The 21963-nt window shown below is 40.4% G+C and carries 20 protein-coding genes; 17 read left to right on the top strand and 3 right to left on the bottom strand.

Annotation, left to right across the window (positions count from 1 at the left end; all coding sequences use genetic code 11):
• Positions 1-247: 247 nt before the first annotated feature.
• The 14 genes from gmk to HMPREF2731_RS02405 all read left to right on the top strand — a co-directional run bounded on the left by gmk (position 248) and on the right by HMPREF2731_RS02405 (position 15119).
• The gene (gene gmk, locus HMPREF2731_RS02470) at positions 248-862 is read left to right on the top strand and encodes a guanylate kinase (RefSeq protein ID WP_002293062.1); all 615 of its coding nucleotides are present in this window, start codon (positions 248-250) and stop codon (positions 860-862) included.
• A gap of 4 nt (positions 863-866) precedes the next feature.
• Positions 867-1172, top strand: coding sequence for a DNA-directed RNA polymerase subunit omega (gene rpoZ / locus HMPREF2731_RS02465; protein WP_002287365.1), 306 nt, complete (start codon positions 867-869; stop codon positions 1170-1172).
• Positions 1173-1424: 252 nt separating this feature from the next.
• Positions 1425-3833, top strand: coding sequence for a primosomal protein N' (priA, locus tag HMPREF2731_RS02460; protein ID WP_002293061.1), 2409 nt, complete (start codon positions 1425-1427; stop codon positions 3831-3833).
• Between the two features lie 14 nt (positions 3834-3847).
• Positions 3848-4339 carry a peptide deformylase gene (gene def, locus HMPREF2731_RS02455; protein ID WP_002293060.1) on the top strand — a complete coding sequence of 164 codons (492 nt, stop codon included), beginning with the start codon at positions 3848-3850 and terminating at the stop codon, positions 4337-4339.
• Positions 4332-5270, top strand: coding sequence for a methionyl-tRNA formyltransferase (fmt, locus tag HMPREF2731_RS02450; RefSeq protein WP_002293059.1), 939 nt, complete (start codon positions 4332-4334; stop codon positions 5268-5270). The genes def and fmt overlap by 8 nt, the downstream gene beginning before the upstream one ends.
• Positions 5270-6628, top strand: coding sequence for a 16S rRNA (cytosine(967)-C(5))-methyltransferase RsmB (rsmB, locus tag HMPREF2731_RS02445; protein WP_002293058.1), 1359 nt, complete (start codon positions 5270-5272; stop codon positions 6626-6628). The genes fmt and rsmB overlap by 1 nt, the downstream gene beginning before the upstream one ends.
• A 12-nt stretch (positions 6629-6640) precedes the next feature.
• Complete coding sequence (locus HMPREF2731_RS02440) at positions 6641-7381, top strand: Stp1/IreP family PP2C-type Ser/Thr phosphatase (RefSeq protein WP_002293057.1); 741 nt, start codon at positions 6641-6643, stop codon at positions 7379-7381.
• A complete protein-coding gene (pknB, locus tag HMPREF2731_RS02435) occupies positions 7378-9447 on the top strand; it encodes a Stk1 family PASTA domain-containing Ser/Thr kinase (RefSeq protein WP_002293056.1) in 2070 nt (689 codons plus the stop codon). The genes HMPREF2731_RS02440 and pknB overlap by 4 nt, the downstream gene beginning before the upstream one ends.
• Positions 9448-9643: 196 nt before the next feature.
• A complete protein-coding gene (gene rsgA, locus HMPREF2731_RS02430; protein WP_002293055.1) occupies positions 9644-10543 on the top strand; it encodes a ribosome small subunit-dependent GTPase A in 900 nt (299 codons plus the stop codon).
• A 12-nt stretch (positions 10544-10555) separates the two neighbouring features.
• Positions 10556-11206 (top strand): ribulose-phosphate 3-epimerase, encoded by a 651-nt coding sequence (rpe, locus tag HMPREF2731_RS02425; RefSeq protein ID WP_002293053.1) that lies wholly within the window; start codon positions 10556-10558, stop codon positions 11204-11206.
• Positions 11207-11845 carry a thiamine diphosphokinase gene (locus tag HMPREF2731_RS02420; protein ID WP_002293052.1) on the top strand — a complete coding sequence of 213 codons (639 nt, stop codon included), beginning with the start codon at positions 11207-11209 and terminating at the stop codon, positions 11843-11845.
• A gap of 155 nt (positions 11846-12000) precedes the next feature.
• Positions 12001-12855, top strand: a complete 855-nt coding sequence (gene mreC / locus HMPREF2731_RS02415) for a rod shape-determining protein MreC (protein WP_002293051.1) — start codon at positions 12001-12003, stop codon at positions 12853-12855.
• Positions 12856-12858: 3 nt separating this feature from the next.
• Positions 12859-13368, top strand: coding sequence for a rod shape-determining protein MreD (gene mreD, locus HMPREF2731_RS02410; RefSeq protein WP_002315901.1), 510 nt, complete (start codon positions 12859-12861; stop codon positions 13366-13368).
• Positions 13369-13622: 254 nt separating this feature from the next.
• Entirely contained in the window at positions 13623-15119 is a 1497-nt protein-coding gene (locus tag HMPREF2731_RS02405) for a C40 family peptidase (RefSeq protein ID WP_024636138.1), read from the top strand.
• Positions 15120-15187: 68 nt separating this feature from the next.
• On the opposite strand, the gene HMPREF2731_RS02400 is transcribed toward HMPREF2731_RS02405, so the two are convergent.
• Positions 15188-16987 carry a M3 family oligoendopeptidase gene (locus tag HMPREF2731_RS02400; RefSeq protein ID WP_002290919.1) on the bottom strand — a complete coding sequence of 600 codons (1800 nt, stop codon included), beginning with the start codon at positions 16985-16987 and terminating at the stop codon, positions 15188-15190.
• Positions 16988-17108: 121 nt separating this feature from the next.
• Here HMPREF2731_RS02400 and HMPREF2731_RS02395 point away from each other — a divergent pair, with 121 nt between their 5' ends.
• The gene (locus tag HMPREF2731_RS02395; RefSeq protein WP_002290921.1) at positions 17109-17615 is read left to right on the top strand and encodes a VanZ family protein; all 507 of its coding nucleotides are present in this window, start codon (positions 17109-17111) and stop codon (positions 17613-17615) included.
• A gap of 78 nt (positions 17616-17693) precedes the next feature.
• Entirely contained in the window at positions 17694-18416 is a 723-nt protein-coding gene (locus HMPREF2731_RS02390) for a YebC/PmpR family DNA-binding transcriptional regulator (RefSeq protein ID WP_002290927.1), read from the top strand.
• Between the two features lie 81 nt (positions 18417-18497).
• Here HMPREF2731_RS02390 and HMPREF2731_RS02385 read toward each other — a convergent pair whose 3' ends face one another.
• Complete coding sequence (locus tag HMPREF2731_RS02385) at positions 18498-19895, bottom strand: L,D-transpeptidase family protein (protein WP_002329834.1); 1398 nt, start codon at positions 19893-19895, stop codon at positions 18498-18500.
• 169 nt (positions 19896-20064) lie between these two features.
• Complete coding sequence (locus HMPREF2731_RS02380; RefSeq protein ID WP_002287399.1) at positions 20065-21039, bottom strand: L-lactate dehydrogenase; 975 nt, start codon at positions 21037-21039, stop codon at positions 20065-20067.
• A 351-nt stretch (positions 21040-21390) separates the two neighbouring features.
• Here HMPREF2731_RS02380 and pth point away from each other — a divergent pair, with 351 nt between their 5' ends.
• Entirely contained in the window at positions 21391-21951 is a 561-nt protein-coding gene (gene pth / locus HMPREF2731_RS02375) for an aminoacyl-tRNA hydrolase (protein WP_002315906.1), read from the top strand.
• The last annotated feature ends 12 nt before the right edge of the window (positions 21952-21963 follow it).

The following is a 21963-nucleotide window of genomic DNA, read 5'->3' as shown; positions in this document are numbered from 1 at the left end:
GATGTTCCCCTCTAATCTTAGTATGTTTTTATTTTGAATAAGTGATGTTCAAAAAACATTTTTTCGGTATGAAGCCAAATTTATGCAAAAATGTGAGAAGCCATTTTTATTTGGCTGTTCTTATTACTTGATGCAGGGTAGCTTTTTTGCCAATTTCTAGCTATAATTAAAGATAACCTTGAAAGTTGCAGAAAAAAAGTGCAAAATAAACGATAAATACAAAAAGACTAGTTGAAAGGACGTCGTCATGTCAGAGCGTGGATTATTAATCGTGTTGTCTGGTCCATCCGGTGTAGGAAAAGGCACAGTACGAAAAGCAATTTTTGAGAGTGAGGATAATGATTTTCAGTATTCAATCTCAATGACTACCCGTAAAATGCGTGAAGGGGAGGTCGAAGGCGTTGATTATTTCTTCCGAAGCAAAGAAGAGTTTGAATCAATGATCGAAGCTGGAGAGATGCTGGAATACGCAGAATATGTCGGGAATTATTATGGAACGCCTTTGTCATATGTCAACAAGACATTGGATGAAGGAAAAGATGTTTTCTTGGAGATTGAAGTCCAAGGAGCAAAACAAGTCAAAGAAAAAGTGCCCGATGGTGTATTCATTTTTTTGACTCCGCCAGATTTAGCGGAATTAAAATCACGGATCGTAGGCCGAGGAACAGATGCAGATGAAGTAATCGAAGAACGAATGAAAGTTGCAAAAGAAGAAATCGAAATGATGGCTCTTTACGACTATGCTGTTGTAAATGATGAAGTGCCGCTAGCAGTTGAACGAATCAAACACATTATTGCCAGTGAACATTTTCGAGTAGATCGCGTAATCGGTAAATATATTAAAATGTTAAAGGAGATGTAGTCTTATGATGTTAAAACCTTCAATTGACTCACTATTAGATCGTGTAAATTCAAAATATTCTCTAGTAATTTTAGCAAGCAAACGCGCGCATGAGTTGGATGCAAGTGCACAACCTACACTAGATTCTTTTGATTCAGTAAAAAGCGTTGGTCAAGCTTTAGAAGAAATCGATGCAGGGAATGTAGTCAATGATCCCCATCCTGAATTGAAACGTGAACGTTTGAAGATGGAAGAAGAGGAACGTCAAGCTCAAAAAGAGCGTGAACAACACGAATTGGAATCACGTATCCGCGAAGAGCAAAAAATGTAATAAAGAAAAGTAGAGCGAGCATCTAAAAAGAAAAGCAAACCCAGCTGTTTCCTTTTCAAACATTCGCCTCTTATTGTCTGGTAGAAAAGGCTGTGTCTGAACTTTTTGACACAGTTCTTTTTTTTCTTATCCGCTGTTAATTTTTTGTTAGGATTTGGCAGAAAATAAGACAAATCCAGCGATCTCTAGTAAAATAGGCAAGGAACTTTTTGTCGCTTGATATGAAAAGACAAAAAAAGGAGGAAACGAACCATGACATTAACAGCTGAAGTCATTGTGGACGTACCTACTATGCAGACCGATCAGCCATTCACCTATCTGGTTCCCTCTGAAATGGAAACAGCTTTGCAAGTCGGGATGCGGGTAGAGGTCCCTTTTGGTAATGGCAATCGTCATGTCCAAGGATTTGTTATGGCTATCCAAAAATCAGAAGAATCAGCTAACCCATCGTTGAAGGCAGTGATCCGTTTGCTGGACCTTGCCCCAGTGGTCAATGAAGAATTACTTTCATTAGCTGATTATATGAAAAAGATCACTTATGCATTCAAAATCACTTGTCTACAAACGATGCTTCCGAGTGTGATGAAAGCAGAATATGATAAATTGATCTATCCTTTGGCAGATACACCAGAAATTCAGGCATTGTTTGGTCAACGGGAAGTGATTTCCTGGAAAGAAGCAGAAGAAGAAGGCAGCCTTTCTCAGTTGATTCGTTGGCGCCAAGAGCAGTTAGTAGATATCAAATACGAAGTCCATACACGAAATAAAGTAAAAACGATTCGTTTGGTCCGTTCCCTATTAACTGAAAAACAAATCGAAGAAGAATGGGCAAAATTACGGCAAAATGCCAAGAAACAAAAAGAGCTTCTTTTGTGTTTATCTGAACTGAGCCAAGAAGAATCAATCGCTTATTTCAAAGATAAAGAAATCAGTACTGCTGTCTTGAATCAAGGAAAAGAAAAGGGCTGGCTGGAGTTTGTAGAATCAGAACGTTATCGCGACCCTTATCAAGACCGAGTATTTGACCAAACGACGGCATTGGAACTGAATGCAGAACAAAAAAATGCTGTCGAACAAATCATCACAGCAGGTCAGCAACAAAAAGATCAGGTCTTTTTGCTAGAGGGAATCACCGGTAGCGGAAAAACAGAAGTATATCTTCAATCAATCGCTGATGTTTTGTCAGAAAATAAAACGGCTATTATGTTAGTGCCTGAAATCGCATTGACTCCGCAAATGGTCGAGCGATTCAAAGGACGCTTCGGTGAATCAGTTGCGGTCTTACATAGCGGACTTTCCCAAGGTGAAAAATATGATGAATGGCGCAAGATCGAGCGGGAAGAAGCACAAGTAGTAGTAGGCGCACGCTCTGCTATTTTTGCTCCGCTGAAAAATATAGGATTGATCATTATCGATGAAGAACATGAATCAAGTTATAAACAAGATGAGACGCCGCGTTACCATGCGAGAGATTTAGCTATTTGGCGCAGTAAATACCATCATTGCCCAATAGTCCTTGGAAGTGCGACCCCCTCTTTGGAATCAAGAGCACGAGCTCAAAAAGGCGTGTATCAGTTATTGCAGTTGAACCACCGAGCCAAAGCAGCTGCACAACTTCCAGCTATTGAGATCGTAGACATGCGTGAAGAGTTTCAGAATCATCGGACCTCTACTTTTTCTGCTAATTTGCAGGAAAAGATACAAGATCGGTTAGACAAAAAAGAACAAACTGTCCTACTGCTCAATCGTCGAGGATATTCGTCTTTTGTGATGTGCAGAGACTGCGGATTTGTTCTCCCATGCCCTAATTGCGATATCTCTCTTACCTTGCATATGGATACACGTTCGATGCGCTGTCATTATTGCGGACACGAAGAACCTATTCCTAATCGCTGTCCCAATTGTGGGGGCAACAAAATCCGCTACTATGGGACAGGCACCCAAAAAGTAGAAGAGGAACTCCGAGAACTTTATCCGCAAGCTAGGATTTTGCGTATGGATGTAGATACCACCCGAAGAAAAGGGGCACACGAACAGATTTTACAAAAATTCGGTGCAAAAGAAGCAGATATTTTATTAGGGACACAAATGATCGCTAAAGGCTTGGATTTTCCAGAAGTCACATTAGTTGGCGTGTTGAATGCCGATACCTCCCTGAATTTACCGGATTTTCGTTCTAGCGAGCATACATTCCAATTGCTGACCCAAGTCTCAGGACGAGCAGGACGAGCGGAAAAACCAGGCGAAGTCGTGATCCAAACGTTCAATCCTCAGCATTACGCCATAGAATTGGCTAAAAAACAAAACTATGAACAGTTTTATCAGCAGGAAATGCATGTACGGCATCGTGGAGGCTACCCTCCTTATTACTTTACTGTGAAAATAACTGCCAGCCATCCTGAAGAACAAGTGGCGGCAAAGAAAATCTTTCAGATTGCCAATCAGCTAAAAGAAGTATTAAGTCCTCAAAGTTTGTTACTAGGACCAACACCCAGCATGATTTTGAGAGTGAAAAATCGATACTATTATCAACTGATTATCAAATATAAACATGAGCCGAATCTTCCTCATGTTTTGGATGAAATCTTGAATGGAAGCCAGAAAGAACAGCGGCAAGGTCTTTTTGTGGCAATTGACAACGAACCATTAAACTTTATTTAAGAAAGGACCAACTTATGCGCTATCCTATATTGATCCACCCTAATGATAAATTAAAAAGACCTGCTCAGCCAATCGACGTGATCACGGATGAAACGATTGCTTTGTTAGACAACTTATATGAGACGATGATTGCGAATGACGGAATAGGGATTGCTGCTCCTCAAGTAGGACAAAACAAGAGAATCGCTTTGATCGAAGTAGATGAAGGCGAAAAATTCGAACTGATAAACCCAGAAATCATTGAAGCAAAAGGTGAAAGCATGGACGTAGAAGGCTGTCTCAGTATTCCGCATGTCTATGGAACAGTCAAGCGAGCAGATGAAGTGACTGTACGCTATTATGACCGCGATGGAGAAGAGATAGAAGTGACAGCTTTCGGCTATTTAGCCCGTGCCTTCCAGCATGAAATCGATCACTTAGACGGTATTCTGTTCATTGAGAAAATGGTACAGCAGATCCCGGAAGAAGAACTTGAAGAATATATGGAGGAACATCTTGATGACTAAGTTAGTATTTATGGGCACACCTGCTTTTTCTGTGCCAATTCTTGAAGGGCTGATAGAATCAGGCTACGAGATCCAGGCAGTAGTCACACAGCCCGACCGTCCAGTTGGGCGGAAACGAGTAATTACGCCGACACCGGTAAAAGAAGCTGCTCTAAAGCACGGTATCCGTGTGTTGCAGCCAGAGAAAATCTCCGGTTCGCCAGAAATGGAAGAAATCATTGAATTGGCGCCTGATTTGATCGTCACTGCGGCGTTTGGTCAATTCTTGCCTGAAAAGTTATTGCAAGTGCCAAAATTAGGGGCAATCAATGTCCATGCTTCTTTACTTCCTAAATATCGGGGAGGTGCGCCTGTTCATTATGCCATCATGAACGGGGAGAAAGAAACTGGTGTAACGATCATGGAAATGATCAAAAAAATGGATGCAGGCGGAATCTATGCGCAAGAAAGCATGCCAATCACTAAACAAGATGATGTGGGGACGATGTTTGAAAAGCTCAGCCTTTTAGGAAGAAAGCTATTGCTAGAAACATTGCCTAATATTTTGAATGGACAAAAACCAGTTCCTCAAGACGAGTCAAAAGCCACTTTTTCGCCAAACATCACACGTGAACAAGAAGCGGTCGATTGGCATAAAACTGCAGAAGAAATTGACAACCAAGTACGCGGGATGCGTCCTTGGCCGATTGCATTCACGACCTATGAAGGTACACGCTGGAAATTATTATCGGTTGAAGTACTGGCAGAAAGTACAGACGAAGCACCAGGCACGATCATCCGAAAAGACAAAAAAAATCTATGGATTGCTTGCGGTAAACAGACCGTATTAGCCATCAATGAATTACAGCCAGCTGGTAAAGGAAAACAAGCCGTACACGATTTTCTTAACGGAAGCGGTCAGCAAGTTCAGATTGGTCAGCAGGTGAAATAATGAAAAAAATCCCTAAAAAAATGAAAAAATCTGTACGATATATGGCATTACTGACATTAGAGCGAGTGAACAAGGGCGGCGCCTACTCGAATCTTTTGTTGAATGAGATGATCAAACAAAGCGAGCTAAATCAAAAAGATGTGGGTCTATTTACAGAATTGATCTACGGTACGATTAGCCATCAGCGACTATTGGAATTTTACGTTGCACCATTGATCGCTAAAGCAAAAAAAGTGGATGACTGGGTCAAGACGCTTCTTTATCTTTCTGTATATCAATTAGAATTTTTAGATAAAGTCCCTGCACATGCTATTTTAAACGAGGCGGTCGAAATCGCGAAAGTAAAAGGAAATCCTGGGACAGGAAAATTTGTAAATGGTGTTTTGAGGAATTATCAGCGTCAAGGAGCACCAGATCTGCAAGGCATTACTGATCCTATCGAAAGACTTTCTGTCAAAATCAGCCTGCCTCTATGGATGACGAAGCGGTTGGTGGATCAAATCGGTTACGAAGAAACTGAAAAGCTCGGTTTATCGCTATATCAGCCTAGCCATGCTAGTGCCCGAGTAGATACACGCCGACTTTCCAGAGATCAGGCCATCACTGTTTTGCAAGAAGAAGAGATCACAGCTGAAAAAAGCCAAGTCAGTCCATACGGTATAGTAGCGAAAAAAGGGCATTTAGCTTCTAGCTCATTGTTCCACGATGGCGTCATGACGATCCAAGATGAAAGTTCGATGCTTGTAGCGCCGTCTATGCAAATCGAGCCTGAACATCATGTCTTAGATGCCTGTGCAGCACCCGGAGGTAAGACGACACATATTGCTTCTTTTTTGGATCCTTCATGTGGTGGGGAAGTGATTGCTTTAGATGTACATGAACACAAAGTCAAACTCATTGAAGAAAATGCAACACGTCTGGGTGTCTCTTCTGCTGTTTACGCTCAAAAGATGGATGCTAGAGAAGTCAGCAAGCAGTTTGAACCAGAGCAGTTCGATCGGATTTTAGTAGACGCGCCTTGTTCAGGTCTAGGGCTCCTTCGGCGAAAACCAGATATCCGTTATAAAAAACAGCCGGATGAATTAGCGAATTTACCAAAAATCCAATTGGAAATTTTAGAAAGCTGCGCACCAGCTTTAAAGTCTTCCGGTATTCTGACTTATAGTACTTGTACGATCTTAAAAGAAGAAAACCAAGACGTTGTTTCTGCTTTCTTGGAAACACACCCTGATTTTGAGAGGATTGATGTTTTGACCGATCCTATGCTACAATCATCAATCGTAGAGAAAATGTTGACTTTGTATCCGCATCAGTTTTACACAGATGGATTTTTCATTTGTTGTTTGCGCAAAAAGTAATGAGGTGAAAAAATGCAGATTGAATATCAATCAGATGTAGGAAGACGACGTAACACCAATCAAGACTATGCCAGTGTATTTACTAGCCGTTCAGGTCTCAAGCTTGCTGTATTAGCAGATGGGATGGGTGGCCACCGTGCTGGAGACATTGCTAGTCAAATGGCGGTAACAAATCTAGGCGAAGCTTGGGAAGAACAAGAAGCTGCCGACGATGAAAAAATCGCCCAGTGGTTCATTCAATCGATTCAAGAGGAAAATATGCTGATTTATCAGCGAGGACAAGAACAGCCGGAATATAATGGTATGGGAACAACAATCGTAGCGGCAGCTCTGTCAGATGACTGGTTCACGATTGCGAATGTTGGCGACAGCAGAGCGTATTTGATTCGCGAAGATAAAATCATGCAATTGACAGAGGATCATTCTTTAGTTAACGAACTAGTCAAATCAGGGGAAATCAGCGAAGAAATGGCAGTGAACCATCCAAGAAAGAATATTTTAACACGTTCTGTCGGCATGCCAGGAACAGTCGAAGTAGATGTTTCTACTCATCTTTGGCAGCTAAAAGATCGCTTGCTGTTATGTTCAGATGGCTTGACGAATATGCTATCTGAAGAAGAAATAGGAACGATCATTAATCAAGAAGGCCCGTTATCCCATAAAGTAACTGAGCTGATTGATCGTGCCAATGAAGCAGGCGGAGCGGATAATATCACCGTTCTTCTTATCGAATATAAGGAGGACAGTGTATGATCGAGTTGGGAAAAAAATTAAATGGCCGTTATCAGATCACGGGGAATATCGGTAGTGGTGGTATGGCTAATGTATTTTTGGCGCACGATTTGATCTTGGATCGAGATGTAGCAGTCAAAGTCTTACGATTCGACTTTCAAAATGATCAAACCGCGATTCGACGATTTCAGCGAGAAGCTTTAGCAGCAACAGAACTCGTTCATCCAAATATTGTCAGTGTTTACGATGTTGGTGAAGAAGACAATATGCAGTACCTAGTGATGGAATACGTCAAAGGAATGGACTTGAAACGATATATCCAAACACATTATCCTGTTCCTTATGAAACAGCAGTAAATATTATGCAGCAGATTCTTTCTGCTATTTCTTTAGCTCATAACCATCAAATCATCCACCGAGATTTGAAACCCCAAAACGTATTGATCGATAACGAAGGTGTAGTAAAAATCACGGATTTCGGGATTGCTATTGCTTTATCTGAAACATCGATCACACAGACGAATACGATGTTGGGATCTGTTCATTACCTATCTCCTGAGCAAGCAAGAGGGAGTATGGCAACGAAGCAGTCAGATATTTATGCTTTAGGGATCATTCTTTATGAGATGCTGACAGGTAGCGTGCCGTTTGACGGTGAATCTGCTGTGACGATTGCTTTAAAACATTTCCAAGATGATCTTCCATCCATAAAGGCACTTGATCCAAATGTACCGCAAGCACTGGAAAATGTGATTTTACGGGCGACGGCTAAAGAACCTGCAGACCGTTACAAGTCAGCCGAAGAAATGTCTGATGATCTTTCTACAGTATTATCACCAGCTCGTGCAAACGAAGAAAAATGGCAACCTCATGCGATGGATAACGAAACAAAAGTTATCACACCGCTTGCGGCAGATACACCAATGCCGGATTCATTCAAATCTATGCCTCTGCCAAAAGACGAACCGAGAAACGAAACATTGCCGGAAGAGGAAGAAGTTCTGCCTGACCCTAAAAAGAAAGGACAGAAAAAATGGTGGCTGATTCTGTTAGCTGTCCTCGCTGTTTTAGGAATCGGAACAGCTGTATTCTTTGCTTCTGGCGGACGAGGAGAAGTTGTTGTTCCTGATGTTTCTGATCTTTCTGAAGCTTCTGCCAGAGAAACACTCGCAAAAGCGAAATTAGAAGTAGCAACAAAAACAGAAGAAATTGCAGATGACAAAATCGAAGAAGGCAATGTGGTGAAGACAGACCCGGCAGCGGGAACGACAGTCAAGCAAAAACGCGAAGTCACTCTTTATATCAGCAGTGGCACGAAAAAAATCAAATTAGATGATTACAGTGGTAAAAGTTATGAAGATGCTGAAGCAAGTTTGAAAGAATTAGGATTTTCTGCTGATTTGATTCAAAAAGAAGAGGAATTCAGTTCAGAGGTAGAAAGCGGAATGATCATTTCGCAATCTCCATCAGAAGATACAGAAGTCGATCCTAAAACAGACACGATTACTTTCACAGTCAGCAAAGGACCAGAAACAGTGACTTTGAGTAGTCATGTAGGAGAAAACTACGAAACTGTCCGTAATTGGCTTGTTACACAAGGATTCAATATCAATAACATTAGTGCTACTTATGACTATAGCGACACTGTGCCATCGGGTTCGATCATTAGTCAGGATCCAGCCTCAGGTGAAGTTGTAGCAGAAGAAACTTACATCAGTTTTGTCGTAAGCCAAGGAACAGAACCTAAACTGAATGACATCTCCGGCTATACAAAAAGCGAAGCACAAAGTTATTTGGCTAGTATTGGTGCAGAATATATCGGTCATGAGACTTCTGAATATTCAAGCACGGTGGATAAGGACAAAGTAATCCGTACAGTGCCAGGGGCAGGTACGACGATTACCAAAGGAATGGTTGTAAACGTGATTTACTCTAAAGGACCAGACCCAGCGTCTTCTAGTTCTGAGAAAGATTCTTCAGACAGTTCTAGCAGCTCAAGTAGCTCTAGCAGTACGAGCAGCTCTTCCAAAGAAGAATCTTCCAGCACTACAAGTTCATCAGATAGTACCTCAGAAAGCTCAAAATAAGTTTTTAATAAAATAGAACAAAGAGGTTGTGACAGAAGCTACTTCTGGAACACCGTTTATTCGAAGGGACTGTGCCGCAGTCCCTTTTTTGTGTTTTCTATCCCTTTTGATTAGTTTTCAAGCCTTTTACTTTGAGAAGTTTGCGTGGAACGACACCTACTTTCCTCTTCATATGGTAAAATAAACAAAAACGGAGGTGGCACTTATCAAAGGACAAATCAGAAAAGCAATCAGCGGTTTTTACTATGTATACGCAGATGGAGAGACCTATCAAACAAGAGGAAGAGGGAATTTCCGGAATCGGAAAATCACGCCGCTTGTCGGAGATCAGGTAATCTTTGAGAGTGAAAATCAAACAGACGGCTATCTTCTGGAAATCTTGCCGAGAAAAAATCAATTAGTTCGCCCGCCAGTCACAAATGTTGATCTTGGAATCATTGTCACAAGTATCGTGGAACCTGCATTTTCTTATAATCTGCTTGACCGCTTTCTAGTTACCTTGGAATATGAATCAATCGAACCGCTTATTTTTTTGACGAAGACCGACTTGTCAGACGACCCGAAAAAAATCGAAGAAATCAAGCAAATCTATACTAAAATAGGCTACCCAGTGATTGTACCCAATCATGCGGGTGACACGACAGAATTGATCCGTTATTTTCCAGAACGGCTATCGGTCTTCATGGGACAGTCTGGAGCAGGAAAATCAACACTACTGAATCAAATATCTCCAGAACTGAATTTAGCAACAGGAGAGATTTCTGATGCACTTGGAAGAGGGCGGCATACAACACGGCATGTGGAGCTGCTCCCTATCTACGGTGGGTTAGTAGCAGACACACCAGGATTCAGCTCGATTGACTTTTTGACTATCGAAGCAGGAGAATTGCCAAGACAATTTCCGGAATTTGTGGAAGCTTCTGCCCATTGCAAATTTAGAGAGTGCATGCATGCCAAAGAACCTGGCTGTGAAGTGAAACATAGAGTAGAAACAGGTGGTATCGCACAGACACGTTACGATAATTATTTGCAATTCTTACAAGAAATCGAGAAAAGAAAACCCATGTATACGAAAAAAGAAGGTAAACGAAAATAGGAGGAACCAAGAATGAAAATAGCACCATCCATTTTGAGCGCAGATTTTGCCAATTTGCAAAGAGATATTGAGTTAGTAGAAAAAGGAGGCGCAGATTACATCCACGTAGATGTCATGGATGGCCAATTTGTCCCAAATATCACGTTAGGGCCAAATATTGTTCAGGCAATCCGACCTGTCACTAAATTACCGCTAGACGTCCATCTGATGATCGTTGATCCGGAAAATTACATTCCAGCATTTGCGAAAGCTGGAGCAGATATCATTACTGTTCATGTAGAAGCAACTCCTCATATCCATCGGGCACTCCAAATGACAAAAAGCTTAGGTGTCAAAGCTGGAGTAGTTATTAATCCGGGGACACCAGTCTCCATGATCAAACATGTTTTGCCTTTGGCTGATCAAGTGCTGGTCATGACTGTCAATCCTGGGTTTGGCGGACAAAGCTTTATTGAAGAAACGGTAGAAAAAATCACAGAACTCGCTGATCTACGTAAAGAGAACAATTGGTCTTATGCAATCGAAGTAGATGGCGGAATCGTTCCAGAAACAGCAAAAATCTGTAAAGATGCAGGGGCGGATGTCTTTGTTGCAGGATCATATATCTATGGAGCCGAAAATCCAGTCGGACAAATCGAACGGTTAAAAGAGGCATTAAATTAAATGAAAATTTTATTAGCTGCTGGAGGTAATCCGGAAAACTGGCCGCAGCCTCTACTGACCAAATACGATGCCTATGTCGGAATAGATCGTGGTGCGCTGTATCTGCTTCAAGCAGGCTACCCAGTAGATCTGGCAGTAGGTGATTTTGATTCATTGTCGAACGAAGAGCAGGAGGAAGTATTTGCAAAAGCCAAAGAGTATGCCCGTTCACCCGCAGAAAAAGACGATACAGATACACAATTGGGGATCTTAAAGACATTTGAACGTTATCCGCAAGCTGAAGTCACTTTGATCGGCGCCACAGGCGGAAGATTGGATCATCTTTTAGCCAATCTCTGGTTAGGTCTGGAACCTCGATTCAAACCGTTTGCCCATCAGCTTATTATTAGAGATCGTCAAAATTATTTGGCTTATTATTTGCCTGGAAAGCATATAGTAAGACAGGTTCCAAGTATGAAGTATCTAGCTTATTGCTGTTTGACGCCCGTCTCGGCTCTTACATTGAAAGGCAGTAAGTATGTATTGGAAAATAAAGCAGTTGAATACCCGACATCTTATGCAAGTAACGAGTTTCTTTCAGATACCGCTGAATTTTCTTTTTCAGATGGTATGATTGCAGTTATTCAAAGCAAAGACTGACCAATGAACAAAAGGAAAAGTTTTGTCTTTCAGGCTAAAAATGACAGAATCTATTATTTACTAAAAAAAAGCTTAAGAGGAGCAACTTGCCTTTTGTTTCCCAGCATTTAGTGATAAAATTGAACACAAGAGTCTAATTAATTCGAGGTGTCTTTGTGAAGAAGTTCAATCCTAATAAAAATATTATTATTACCTTGGTTATTGTTATCATCGTGGTGACGATACTAAGTGTGACCGCTGCACAGCGAGCGAATGAAGGAAAGCCTAATTTCTTCCAATCCATCGTTAATGACAGTGTTGCAATGGTTGATAAAACAATCTCTGCCCCAGTACGGTGGGTGCGAAACGGAGTAGATTCTGTCCATAATCTTTTTTCAACTTATGCCGAAAATGAGCGGCTAAAAGAAAAAATCGATAGCTATGATGACGTTGCACAGCAAAACAAGAATTACGAGAGAGAAATCGAATCTTTGAAAAAAGAACTTGATTTGAACCAGACGCTGACGAGTTACGAAAAAGTAACGGCAAATGTCATTACTCGTTCACCAGATAGCTGGCAGGACATGCTGATCGTAGACAAGGGTTCTAAAGACGGTATCGAAGCAAATATGGCAGTCATGTCGCAAAAAGGATTGATCGGCCGAGTGATCGAAGTCAATACAGCTTCGTCTAAAATCGAATTACTGTCATCCTCTAACGAAAGCTCCAATCATTTTCCAGTACGGGTATCTTCGGCTAATGGCGAAGCATTCGGTTTGCTTAAAAACTATGATGAAAAACTCCATGCATTAGTGGTGACCCAATTGACTGGTGATACGGATATCAAAGAAGGGGATGTTGTTCAGACATCCGGTCTTGGAGGAAATTCTCCAGCTAACTTGCCGATCGGTACGGTTATCAAAACGAAACCAGACAGTTATGGCCTGGATCGGGAAGTTTATGTGAAACCTTATGCAGAAATGTATGATGTGTCAGTTGTGACGATTGTCCAACGGCTAGCGGAGGATTAGTCCATGTTGAAAAAAGAAACAATGAAGTACTATCTGCCAATCGTTCTTTTCTTTTTGATGTTGATAGATGGCCATTTAACAAGAATGCTAGGAGAGTGGTCGAAAGGCAGTTATATGTCAAATGCCCACTTTCTGATCTTGGCATTGTTATGTTGCAGTATGGCATTTGAAAAACGCTATTTGCTAATCACCACGATTGTTCTCGGTGCAGTCTATGATGTTTACTATATCGGTGTTATCGGTATCTATGCCGTAGCTCTCCCTTTGATCGTATGGTTGATGTATGTAATGAAAGATGTCATCCACGTCAACATCTTTACTGAATTTTTCAGTATGATTATCTTTGTCACGGGGTATGAACTGTTTACGATGGTGGTCCAATTGATTTTTAAACTAGCAGTAGTAAATAACACGTATTTTATTACAAGGTTCTTAGGGCCTACACTGCTGTTGAACATGATTATTTTTGTATTATTCATTTTTCCATTTAAGAAATTATTCAGTGATGAATAATTTCTTTTTTTGTTTTTCCTCTGAAAGTAAAAAAGAATTGTTGTTATCTTAAAAAAAGCCCGTCATAGCATGCCTTTTTCATGATCATTTTCTGAAACGAACAGTTTTGTCATTTTTAGAGGTTGTTTTGAAACATTTTTGTAACATAACTATTATATCGCTGACATACTGCTATGGTACAATTTTTATATCGTTAAGAAAGACTTAAATATATTTAGATATTTATTAAATTAAGCCAGTCGGAGGAATGAAGAGTGAAAAAGAGTTTAATATCAGCAGTAATGGTATGTTCAATGACCTTGACTGCCGTAGCATCACCGATCGCTGCCGCGGCGGACGATTTTGATTCTCAGATACAACAACAAGATCAAAAGATTGCAGACTTGAAAAACCAACAAGCAGATGCACAATCACAAATCGATGCCCTAGAAAGCCAAGTTTCTGAAATCAACACACAAGCACAAGATCTATTAGCAAAACAAGACACATTGCGTCAAGAATCTGCACAATTAGTAAAAGATATTGCAGATTTACAAGAACGTATTGAAAAACGTGAAGATACAATCCAAAAACAAGCACGTGAAGCACAAGTAAGCAATACAAGCTCAAACTATATTGACGCTGTATTGAATGCTGATTCATTAGCAGATGCTATCGGACGCGTTCAAGCAATGACAACGATGGTAAAAGCAAACAACGACTTGATGGAACAACAAAAACAAGATAAAAAAGCTGTAGAAGACAAAAAAGCTGAAAACGATGCTAAACTAAAAGAATTAGCTGAAAACCAAGCTGCTTTGGAATCTCAAAAAGGCGATCTTTTATCTAAACAAGCTGATTTGAACGTACTGAAAACTTCATTAGCTGCTGAACAAGCAACTGCTGAAGACAAGAAAGCTGACTTGAACCGCCAAAAAGCAGAAGCTGAAGCAGAACAAGCACGCATTCGTGAACAACAACGTCTAGCAGAACAAGCACGTCAACAAGCAGCACAAGAAAAAGCTGAAAAAGAAGCACGCGAACAAGCAGAAGCTGAAGCACAAGCTACTCAAGCTTCATCAGCTGCACAAAGCTCAGCAACAGAAGAATCATCAGCTGCTCAATCTTCAACGACTGAAGAATCATCATCAGCTGCTCAATCTTCAACAACAGAAGAATCAACAACAGCGCCTGAATCTTCAACAACAGAAGAATCAACAACAGTGCCTGAATCTTCAACAACAGAAGAGTCAACAACTGTACCTGAATCTTCAACAGAAGAATCAACAACACCTGCGCCTACAACACCATCAACAGATCAAAGTGTTGATCCTGGGAACGGTACTGGTAGTAATGCAACTAATAACACAACTAATACAACACCAACACCAACACCAACGCCAACGCCTTCTGGAAGTGTGAATGGTGCAGCAATCGTAGCAGAAGCTTACAAATATATCGGTACTCCATATGTTTGGGGCGGTAAAGATCCAAGTGGATTTGACTGCTCAGGATTCACACGCTATGTTTACTTGCAAGTAACTGGTCGTGACATTGGTGGTTGGACAGTTCCTCAAGAATCAGCTGGAACAAAAATCTCAGTTTCTCAAGCAAAAGCTGGAGACTTATTATTCTGGGGTTCACCAGGCGGAACTTACCACGTAGCGATTGCTTTAGGCGGAGGACAATATATCCATGCTCCTCAACCAGGCGAAAGCGTAAAAGTTGGTTCAGTTCAATGGTTTGCACCTGACTTTGCTGTCAGCATGTAAGAATGATTAATCAAAAAGAGTTAGCCCTTTTCTGGACTAACTCTTTTTTTATTGAGAGAAAATAGAAATCAGATGAATTCTTCTGTCAATTCCATGAACGTTTGGATATCTTCAATCACCATATCGATACCTGCTTGCCAAAAATCTGGTTGAGTGAGATCGACATTCAAATGTTTCTTTGCAAGCTCTTCCGTCGTCATTGAAGCAGTATCACGTAGTAAATGGATATATTCTTCTTCGAAATTTGCCCCTTTTTGATTAGCGTAAGCATAAATGCCTAAACTAAACAGGTAGCCAAAGGTGTATGGGAAGTTATAAAACGGTACGTCATCAATAAAGAAATGTAATTTTGCAGCCCAGAAATATGGATGATAAGTGGCTAAAGCTCCTTGGTAGCCTTCTTTTTGTGCTTCAACCATCATCTCTGTGATCTTATCTTCTGAGACTAATCCTTCTTGCCGTGCTTCATAGAATCGATTTTCAAAAATGAATCGAGAATGGATATTCATGAACATAGCTAAAGCATTTTGCAGTTTTGTATCTAGCAAATTGATTTTTTCTTCTTTTGTTTTTGCGGCTTTTAATGTAGCATCGGCTACGATCAGTTCTGCGAATGTACTTGCTGTTTCTGCGACATTCATTGCGTATTCGCGATTTAAAGAAGGCAAGTCCCACATCGTGCTGCTATGGAAAGCATGACCCAATTCATGAGCAAGTGTCGCAACCTCATTAACAGAATTGCTGTAGGTCATAAAGATCCTTGATTCTTTTGTTTCTGGTAACTCAGTACAATAGCCACCAGGACGTTTTCCAGGACGATCTTCTGCTTCGATCCAGCTCTTTTCAAAAGCAGATTGTGCGAATTTAGCCATTTTTGGACTGAATTTATTAAAGTTTTCGATAATAAATGCAGCTGCTTCGTCAAAACTAAAGGTTTTTTCTTTCAAATCGCCTAAAATAATAGGTGCATCTTGATCCTGCCATTCCATTTTTTCTTTACCGAAAAGATTGGCTTTTCTAGTCAAGTAATCAACAAGGGGTTGTTTGTTTTTTTGGATCGTCTCCCACATGACAGACAATGTTTCTTTTTTCAAACGGTTATATTCTAATGGTTTTTGCAGAAAATCTGTGATGCCATGAAGTTCATAGTTAGAAAGTCTGAAACCATCTAAATGATTCAAAGTATCTGTGAAGAGGGGAGCCTTTTCTTTCCATGCTTTTTCCCATGCTGCGAAAAGTGTTTCTCTGACTTTTGGATCTGGATCGCCCATCATCTTATTGAAGGCTTGGCCAGCAGATAATTCGACAACTTGACCATCTTGTTCGAAGGGAATCGAAATGCTGGCTACAATCGTATCATAATGACTGCTCCAGGCATTTAGACCATCTAATGAGAGCGTGTTGATAATGTTCTCTTCAGCTTCTGATAATAATTGTGAACCGTCACGACGGATCTCGTTTAAACGAAACGCGATTGTTTCAAACGAACCATGGGAAAGCATCTGATTCCAATCATTGTCAGATATTTCTGCAAATTTCTTCGACAATACTGTTTCGGCTGATTGTAGACGAGGAAGCAAGGCGTAAAGCTTACCTGATAAGATCTTTGCATCTGAATCATTGACATTGGCAGAAAGCAATGCAGTAATATAGCTGTTGCATTGGGTAAAGCCGTTCGTAATCGTTTCTTGCAATTGAAGAACCGCTTTTAGCTGCTCTGCATTGTCAGAACTAGGTGACCATTTTGTTACACGTTGATAATATTCGTTCGTTTGGTCTTCCAATTGCTTCATCCGTTGGTTCAAAGCATCAGAATGACTTCCTCCGGGGAAAATAGATTCTAGATCCCAATTTAATGAATAACTCATGAAAAAACTCCCTTCATATTGTAATACAAAATTAAGTATAGCACTTTTTTATAGAAGAAGTCTCTATGAAAATGATTGTTGTTTCTTCAAAAAAAGTCTAAGATAAATACAGAGGTGACTTATGAATTCTTCAAAAAAACAACTGAAAAACGGAAATATTTATTTAGTGATCGCACTTATAGTCGTTGCCATCTTATTTTACAGTTCTTCTCAAACTTACGGACAGCAATCACAAGTTTCGCGATTAGAAAGCTGGCTTCCTAATCAGCCATTTAAGGACACATTAGCAGGTATACATTTTAATTATGGTGGAAGTATCGTGAGTATCGACCATCTGGGCTACGCCAAATTTGTAGAGTTCTTTTTAAGAAAAGGCGCACATTTTGGTACTTATTTTGTTTTGGGTGGTAGCTTGTTTTTAGGTGTTTTCCCTAAACTAAAAATTTGGTGGCTGACAGCGATCCTTGCTTGGCTTTCAGCAACAGGATACGCAGGTTTGGACGAATTCCATCAAATGATGACCGGTGGACGAACACCTATGTTCCAAGATGTCATGTTGGATTCGATCGGTGCTCTGACTGCTGTGGTATTATGTGTGCTTTTTGCGGCATTCAAGAAGCGTTTATAGATTGGCTGTGGCTTTGTTTTTTTGTGAAATAGTACTAGAATAGAAGTGTATTCTCAAAAGAACAAGGGAGGAAAAATCATGTCAGGACATAGTAAGTGGCATAATATCCAAGGAAGAAAAAATGCCCAAGATGCGAAACGAGGAAAAGTCTTTCAGAAACTTTCTCGTGAAATCTATATGGCAGCTAAAGCAGGCGGTCCTGATCCATCCATGAACCCAGCTCTGCGGCTTGTTGTGGACAAAGCAAAAGCTGCAAATATGCCAAACGACAATGTAGAACGGGCGATTAAAAAGGCTACCAGTGCCGTAGATGAAACAAATTACGATGAAATCACGTATGAAGGATATGGTCCGGGTGGAGTAGGAATCTTAGTCCATGCATTGACGGATAATCGTAATCGGACAGCGACAAATGTCCGAGTAGCTTTTACTCGAAACGGCGGGTCACTGGGAGAAACGGGTTCAGTCAGTTACTTGTTTGATCGTAAAGGGTATATCGTCATTGAACGCGATGGGTTGGCTGTGGATGAAGAAACGATGTTTGAAGATGTATTAGAGGCGGGGGCAGAAGATCTGCAAACTTCTCCTGAAGTGTTCGAGATTTATACTGCACCAGAAGATTTTGCTGCTGTACGAGATGAGCTGGAAAAAGAGTTCACTTTAGCGCAAGCAGAATTGACGATGATCCCACAAACGACGATCGATTTAAATGAGGAACAACGGGAGCAATTGGAACGTCTAGTAGATAAGCTAGAAGACGATGATGATGTCTCAGAAGTCTTTACTGCTGCTGAAATGTAAGCAAGCGCATAGTTGAGATAATAAGTAAGAACGCACCTGTACGATTCATACTGGTACGTTCTTTTTATCAATTCTTTTTTGTTAGAAGACCAATACAGGTGTTCCTTTTTCGACCATCCCGAATAATTCCTTCATTACACTTGGCGGAGTGTTGATACAGCCATGTGAACCGCGTGTTTTCCATAAATCTCCGCCGTATTCAGGTTGCCAGTCAGAATCATGGATACCAACACCTGTCCAGTCAATCGGCATCCAGTAATTTACTGGACTCTCGTAAGGCGTTCCGTCGTCATTTGTTCCTTTTAAAGTTGCATCTTCTTCTTTATTCCAAACATAGAAGACCCCAGCAGGTGTAGGTGTAGATGGCTTTCCGGAAACGATATCTGTTTCAAGGGCTACTTTTCCGTCTTTATAATACCACATATGCTGGTTCTCTAAATCAACTTCGATATACGTATCTTCGATCAATGGATGATCAGCGGTTGTGCCACCTTGCACAATCGGAGAACGAGTAAAGTCTTGGCCTGTCAGAATAGCTTTTTTCAACGCTTCTGTCTCGCTATCTGTTTGGATCGTCCAGCTGTAAGTGCCAACTGGGACCGTAACTTCTCCTCTTTTTGTACTTTTAAATTTTGTGTCATTCGTACTTGTGTTATACTTTGTGCCTAAATCTGTTACATATTGACGTACTTGTTCTGTATCTAAATCGACTTTTCCGTCGTAGGTCAGCCAGCTCATGATATCACTTGATGGAATCTGGAAAGTCTCACCGTTTATACTGTAAGTAGCTTTTACTTTTGCGATAGCATTCATGGATTCGAGCTGTTCTTTCAGTGAACTGTCTCCGGAGGTTACTTTTGGTTTTTCTTTGAACTCAGTTAATTCAATCGTATCTTTACCGGAATTTACTGCACTTTTTATTTGTTTGACCGCAGCATCGACGTTGATGGTATTTCCATTGACTTCAGGCTTGATAACAAAAGAGTCGCCTGATTTTTCAATTGTTGCATCAGTTGTAGGTGTCCGGTCTTTATTCAGATCAGTCAGTTTAGTTGTCAATGTCTGAACGGTAGTATCCAGTTTCTGGTGGTCTTGACTGATAGGATCGATTTCTTGTTTTTCCGCTGCTGAAACATAAGTCATTCCCCAAGTCCATCCGTTTTGTTCATTTAGGATCGGAGAAAGCTCAGAAGTGAAATCATCTTTATAGCCGAGCTCAGATTTTGGTACTTCCTGCCAGACTTTTCCATCTTCTTTAATAGCTAATTTTTTATCGGAATAAGCTTCTTTTAATTTTTCATTTGCTTTTTCGACTGTTAGATCGCTGACATTTATTCCGTTGATTTCCGTATTCGGCAAAAAATGTTTTGTGTAGTATGTACTGCGATAGGTATAAAAGCTAATCAGCACTAAGAGAACACCAAGAGCTGAAAGCAAAGCAACATGTTTCGATTTTTTTCGATGCGAAGATCTTGTCATATCGACAACTCCTTAAGTAAAAGTTTAGGGTGGAACGGTCTCATGATAGCATAATTTAGACGAAAAGACGAAGGTTATCTCTTCTTTATGAAAAAATTTAGAAACCAGAAGAGTGATAAAATAAAAAAACGGAAAACACCGTTTAGATGTTTTCCGTCATATTCAAAAATTATTCAGCGTCTAGTTTAGCAAAAGCTTCATCTAGAATTTCTTTTAATTGTTTAGCAGAAGCAGCCATGCGGTCTTGTTCGCTGTCGCTTAAAGGAATTTCGATTACTTTTTGGATACCTTGACGGTTGATAACAGCAGGTGCACCAATGTAGATGTCGTTCAATCCATATTCGCCATTCATGAAGACTGATAAAGGAAGAACAGCATTTTCATCATCTAAGATGGCACGAGTGATACGTGCTAATGCTACTGCGATACCATAGAAAGTAGCGCCTTTTTTCTCGATAATTGTGTAAGCAGCGTCACGTACGCCGAAGAATAGGTTAACCATAGCTTCTTCATCGATTTCAGGGTTGTTTTTCACCCATTCATAGATTTGCAAGCCGGCAACATTTGCATGTGACCAAACTGGGAATTCTGAATCTCCGTGTTCACCTAAGATGTAAGCATGGACGTTACGTGCATCAACGTCAACTAATTCCGCAAGTGCTTGACGGAAACGAGCAGAGTCAAGAGACGTACCTGAACCGATAACGCGTTCTTTAGGGAAACCTGAGAATTTCCAAGTTGAGTAAGTCAAAATATCTACTGGGTTAGCGGCAACTAAAAAGATACCGTTAAATCCTGATTCAACGATTTGTGTGACAACATCGCGGTTGATTTTTAAGTTTTTGTTTACTAAGTCTAAACGAGTTTCACCTGGTTTTTGTGGTGCGCCAGCTGTAATAACAACTAAGTCAGCATCATGTGCGTCTGCGTAAGTAGCAGAGTAGATTTTTTTAGGTGAAGTAAATGCCAAAGCGTGAGACAAGTCAATTGCGTCTCCTTCAGTTTTAGCAGTATTGATATCCACGATACCTACTTCTTGAGCAATATTTTGAGTAACTAGAGCAAAGGCATAGCTAGAACCTACGGCGCCGTCTCCAACAAGAATAACTTTTTGATGATCTTTTTTTTCTGCAGCTGCAGTCATTTAGTATCAATCCTTCCATTGATTTGTTTTTTCCCATGCTTATGCTAACATTTCTCAAGCCCCATGTCACGCTATTTGGCTATAAAATATAACAGATAACAAGGTTGTATTATATGTAAAAGCTTACATGTGCGTTATTTCACTATTTTTATAAATCAATTATTTCATTAAACTTTGAAGAAATTTTTAATTTCTTTATCATTTATTAACGATTCTCTTTTAGCCGAAACGCTTTGTTTTGTGGTATACTATACATTGACAGTATAAAAAAGAAAAAAGCTCGATGGACTGGACCGCTAATTAGCAGTCCAGCCTTTTGTGCTGTTTTTAGAATTAGGTGGAAAAACAAAAATGAAAATGATCGTCGGGTTAGGAAACCCAGGTACCAAATACCAATATACTAAACACAATATCGGCTTTATGGTCGTGGATCAAATTGCACGCGAACATCAAGCTACTTTCAAAAAAAATCCATTCGAAGCAGAAGTTGCCGAATTTTTTCATAATGGAGAAAAGATCCTTCTAGTCAAACCACAGACATTTATGAATGAATCTGGTCGTGCAGTCGGACCGTTAATGACTTATTTTGGGATTTATCCAGAAGAATTAGTCGTCATCTACGATGATTTGGATCTGGCAGTAGGAAAGATCCGGCTCCGTCAAAAGGGGAGTGCCGGCGGGCATAATGGTATCAAAAGTATCATTTCCCATTTGAATACGAATGTCTTTGATCGAATCAAGGTGGGAATCGGCAGACCAGAAGGAAAAAAAACAGTGGTCCAGCATGTGCTTAGTCCTTTCAGCAAAGAAAATCAGCCTTTGATAGAAGAAAGCATATTTCAATCTGTTAAAGCAGTCGAATATCTCATAGAAGGGCATTCGTTCGTGGATGCGATGAATCAATTCAATTGAGAAAGGAGGAAA

It is taken from the genome of Enterococcus sp. HMSC072F02, from assembly GCF_001837725.1.
Classification (GTDB): Bacteria; Bacillota; Bacilli; order Lactobacillales; family Enterococcaceae; genus Enterococcus_B; species Enterococcus_B lactis.
The sequence above is the reverse complement of the archived record's forward strand: the minus strand, read 5'-3'. Positions and strand labels throughout refer to the sequence as shown.

Bases quoted from the DNA above. Each gene is read 5' to 3' on its own strand.
- gmk (WP_002293062.1), top strand. From the start codon at position 248: ATGTCAGAGCGTGGATTATTAATCGTGTTGTCTGGTCCATCCGGTGTA.
- rpoZ (WP_002287365.1), top strand. From the start codon at position 867: ATGATGTTAAAACCTTCAATTGACTCACTATTAGATCGTGTAAATTCA.
- priA (WP_002293061.1), top strand. From the start codon at position 1,425: ATGACATTAACAGCTGAAGTCATTGTGGACGTACCTACTATGCAGACC.
- def (WP_002293060.1), top strand. From the start codon at position 3,848: ATGCGCTATCCTATATTGATCCACCCTAATGATAAATTAAAAAGACCT.
- fmt (WP_002293059.1), top strand. From the start codon at position 4,332: ATGACTAAGTTAGTATTTATGGGCACACCTGCTTTTTCTGTGCCAATT.
- rsmB (WP_002293058.1), top strand. From the start codon at position 5,270: ATGAAAAAAATCCCTAAAAAAATGAAAAAATCTGTACGATATATGGCA.
- HMPREF2731_RS02440 (WP_002293057.1), top strand. From the start codon at position 6,641: ATGCAGATTGAATATCAATCAGATGTAGGAAGACGACGTAACACCAAT.
- pknB (WP_002293056.1), top strand. From the start codon at position 7,378: ATGATCGAGTTGGGAAAAAAATTAAATGGCCGTTATCAGATCACGGGG.
- rpe (WP_002293053.1), top strand. From the start codon at position 10,556: ATGAAAATAGCACCATCCATTTTGAGCGCAGATTTTGCCAATTTGCAA.
- HMPREF2731_RS02420 (WP_002293052.1), top strand. From the start codon at position 11,207: ATGAAAATTTTATTAGCTGCTGGAGGTAATCCGGAAAACTGGCCGCAG.
- mreD (WP_002315901.1), top strand. From the start codon at position 12,859: ATGTTGAAAAAAGAAACAATGAAGTACTATCTGCCAATCGTTCTTTTC.
- HMPREF2731_RS02400 (WP_002290919.1), bottom strand. From the start codon at position 16,987: ATGAGTTATTCATTAAATTGGGATCTAGAATCTATTTTCCCCGGAGGA.
- HMPREF2731_RS02395 (WP_002290921.1), top strand. From the start codon at position 17,109: ATGAATTCTTCAAAAAAACAACTGAAAAACGGAAATATTTATTTAGTG.
- HMPREF2731_RS02390 (WP_002290927.1), top strand. From the start codon at position 17,694: ATGTCAGGACATAGTAAGTGGCATAATATCCAAGGAAGAAAAAATGCC.
- HMPREF2731_RS02385 (WP_002329834.1), bottom strand. From the start codon at position 19,895: ATGACAAGATCTTCGCATCGAAAAAAATCGAAACATGTTGCTTTGCTT.
- HMPREF2731_RS02380 (WP_002287399.1), bottom strand. From the start codon at position 21,039: ATGACTGCAGCTGCAGAAAAAAAAGATCATCAAAAAGTTATTCTTGTT.
- pth (WP_002315906.1), top strand. From the start codon at position 21,391: ATGAAAATGATCGTCGGGTTAGGAAACCCAGGTACCAAATACCAATAT.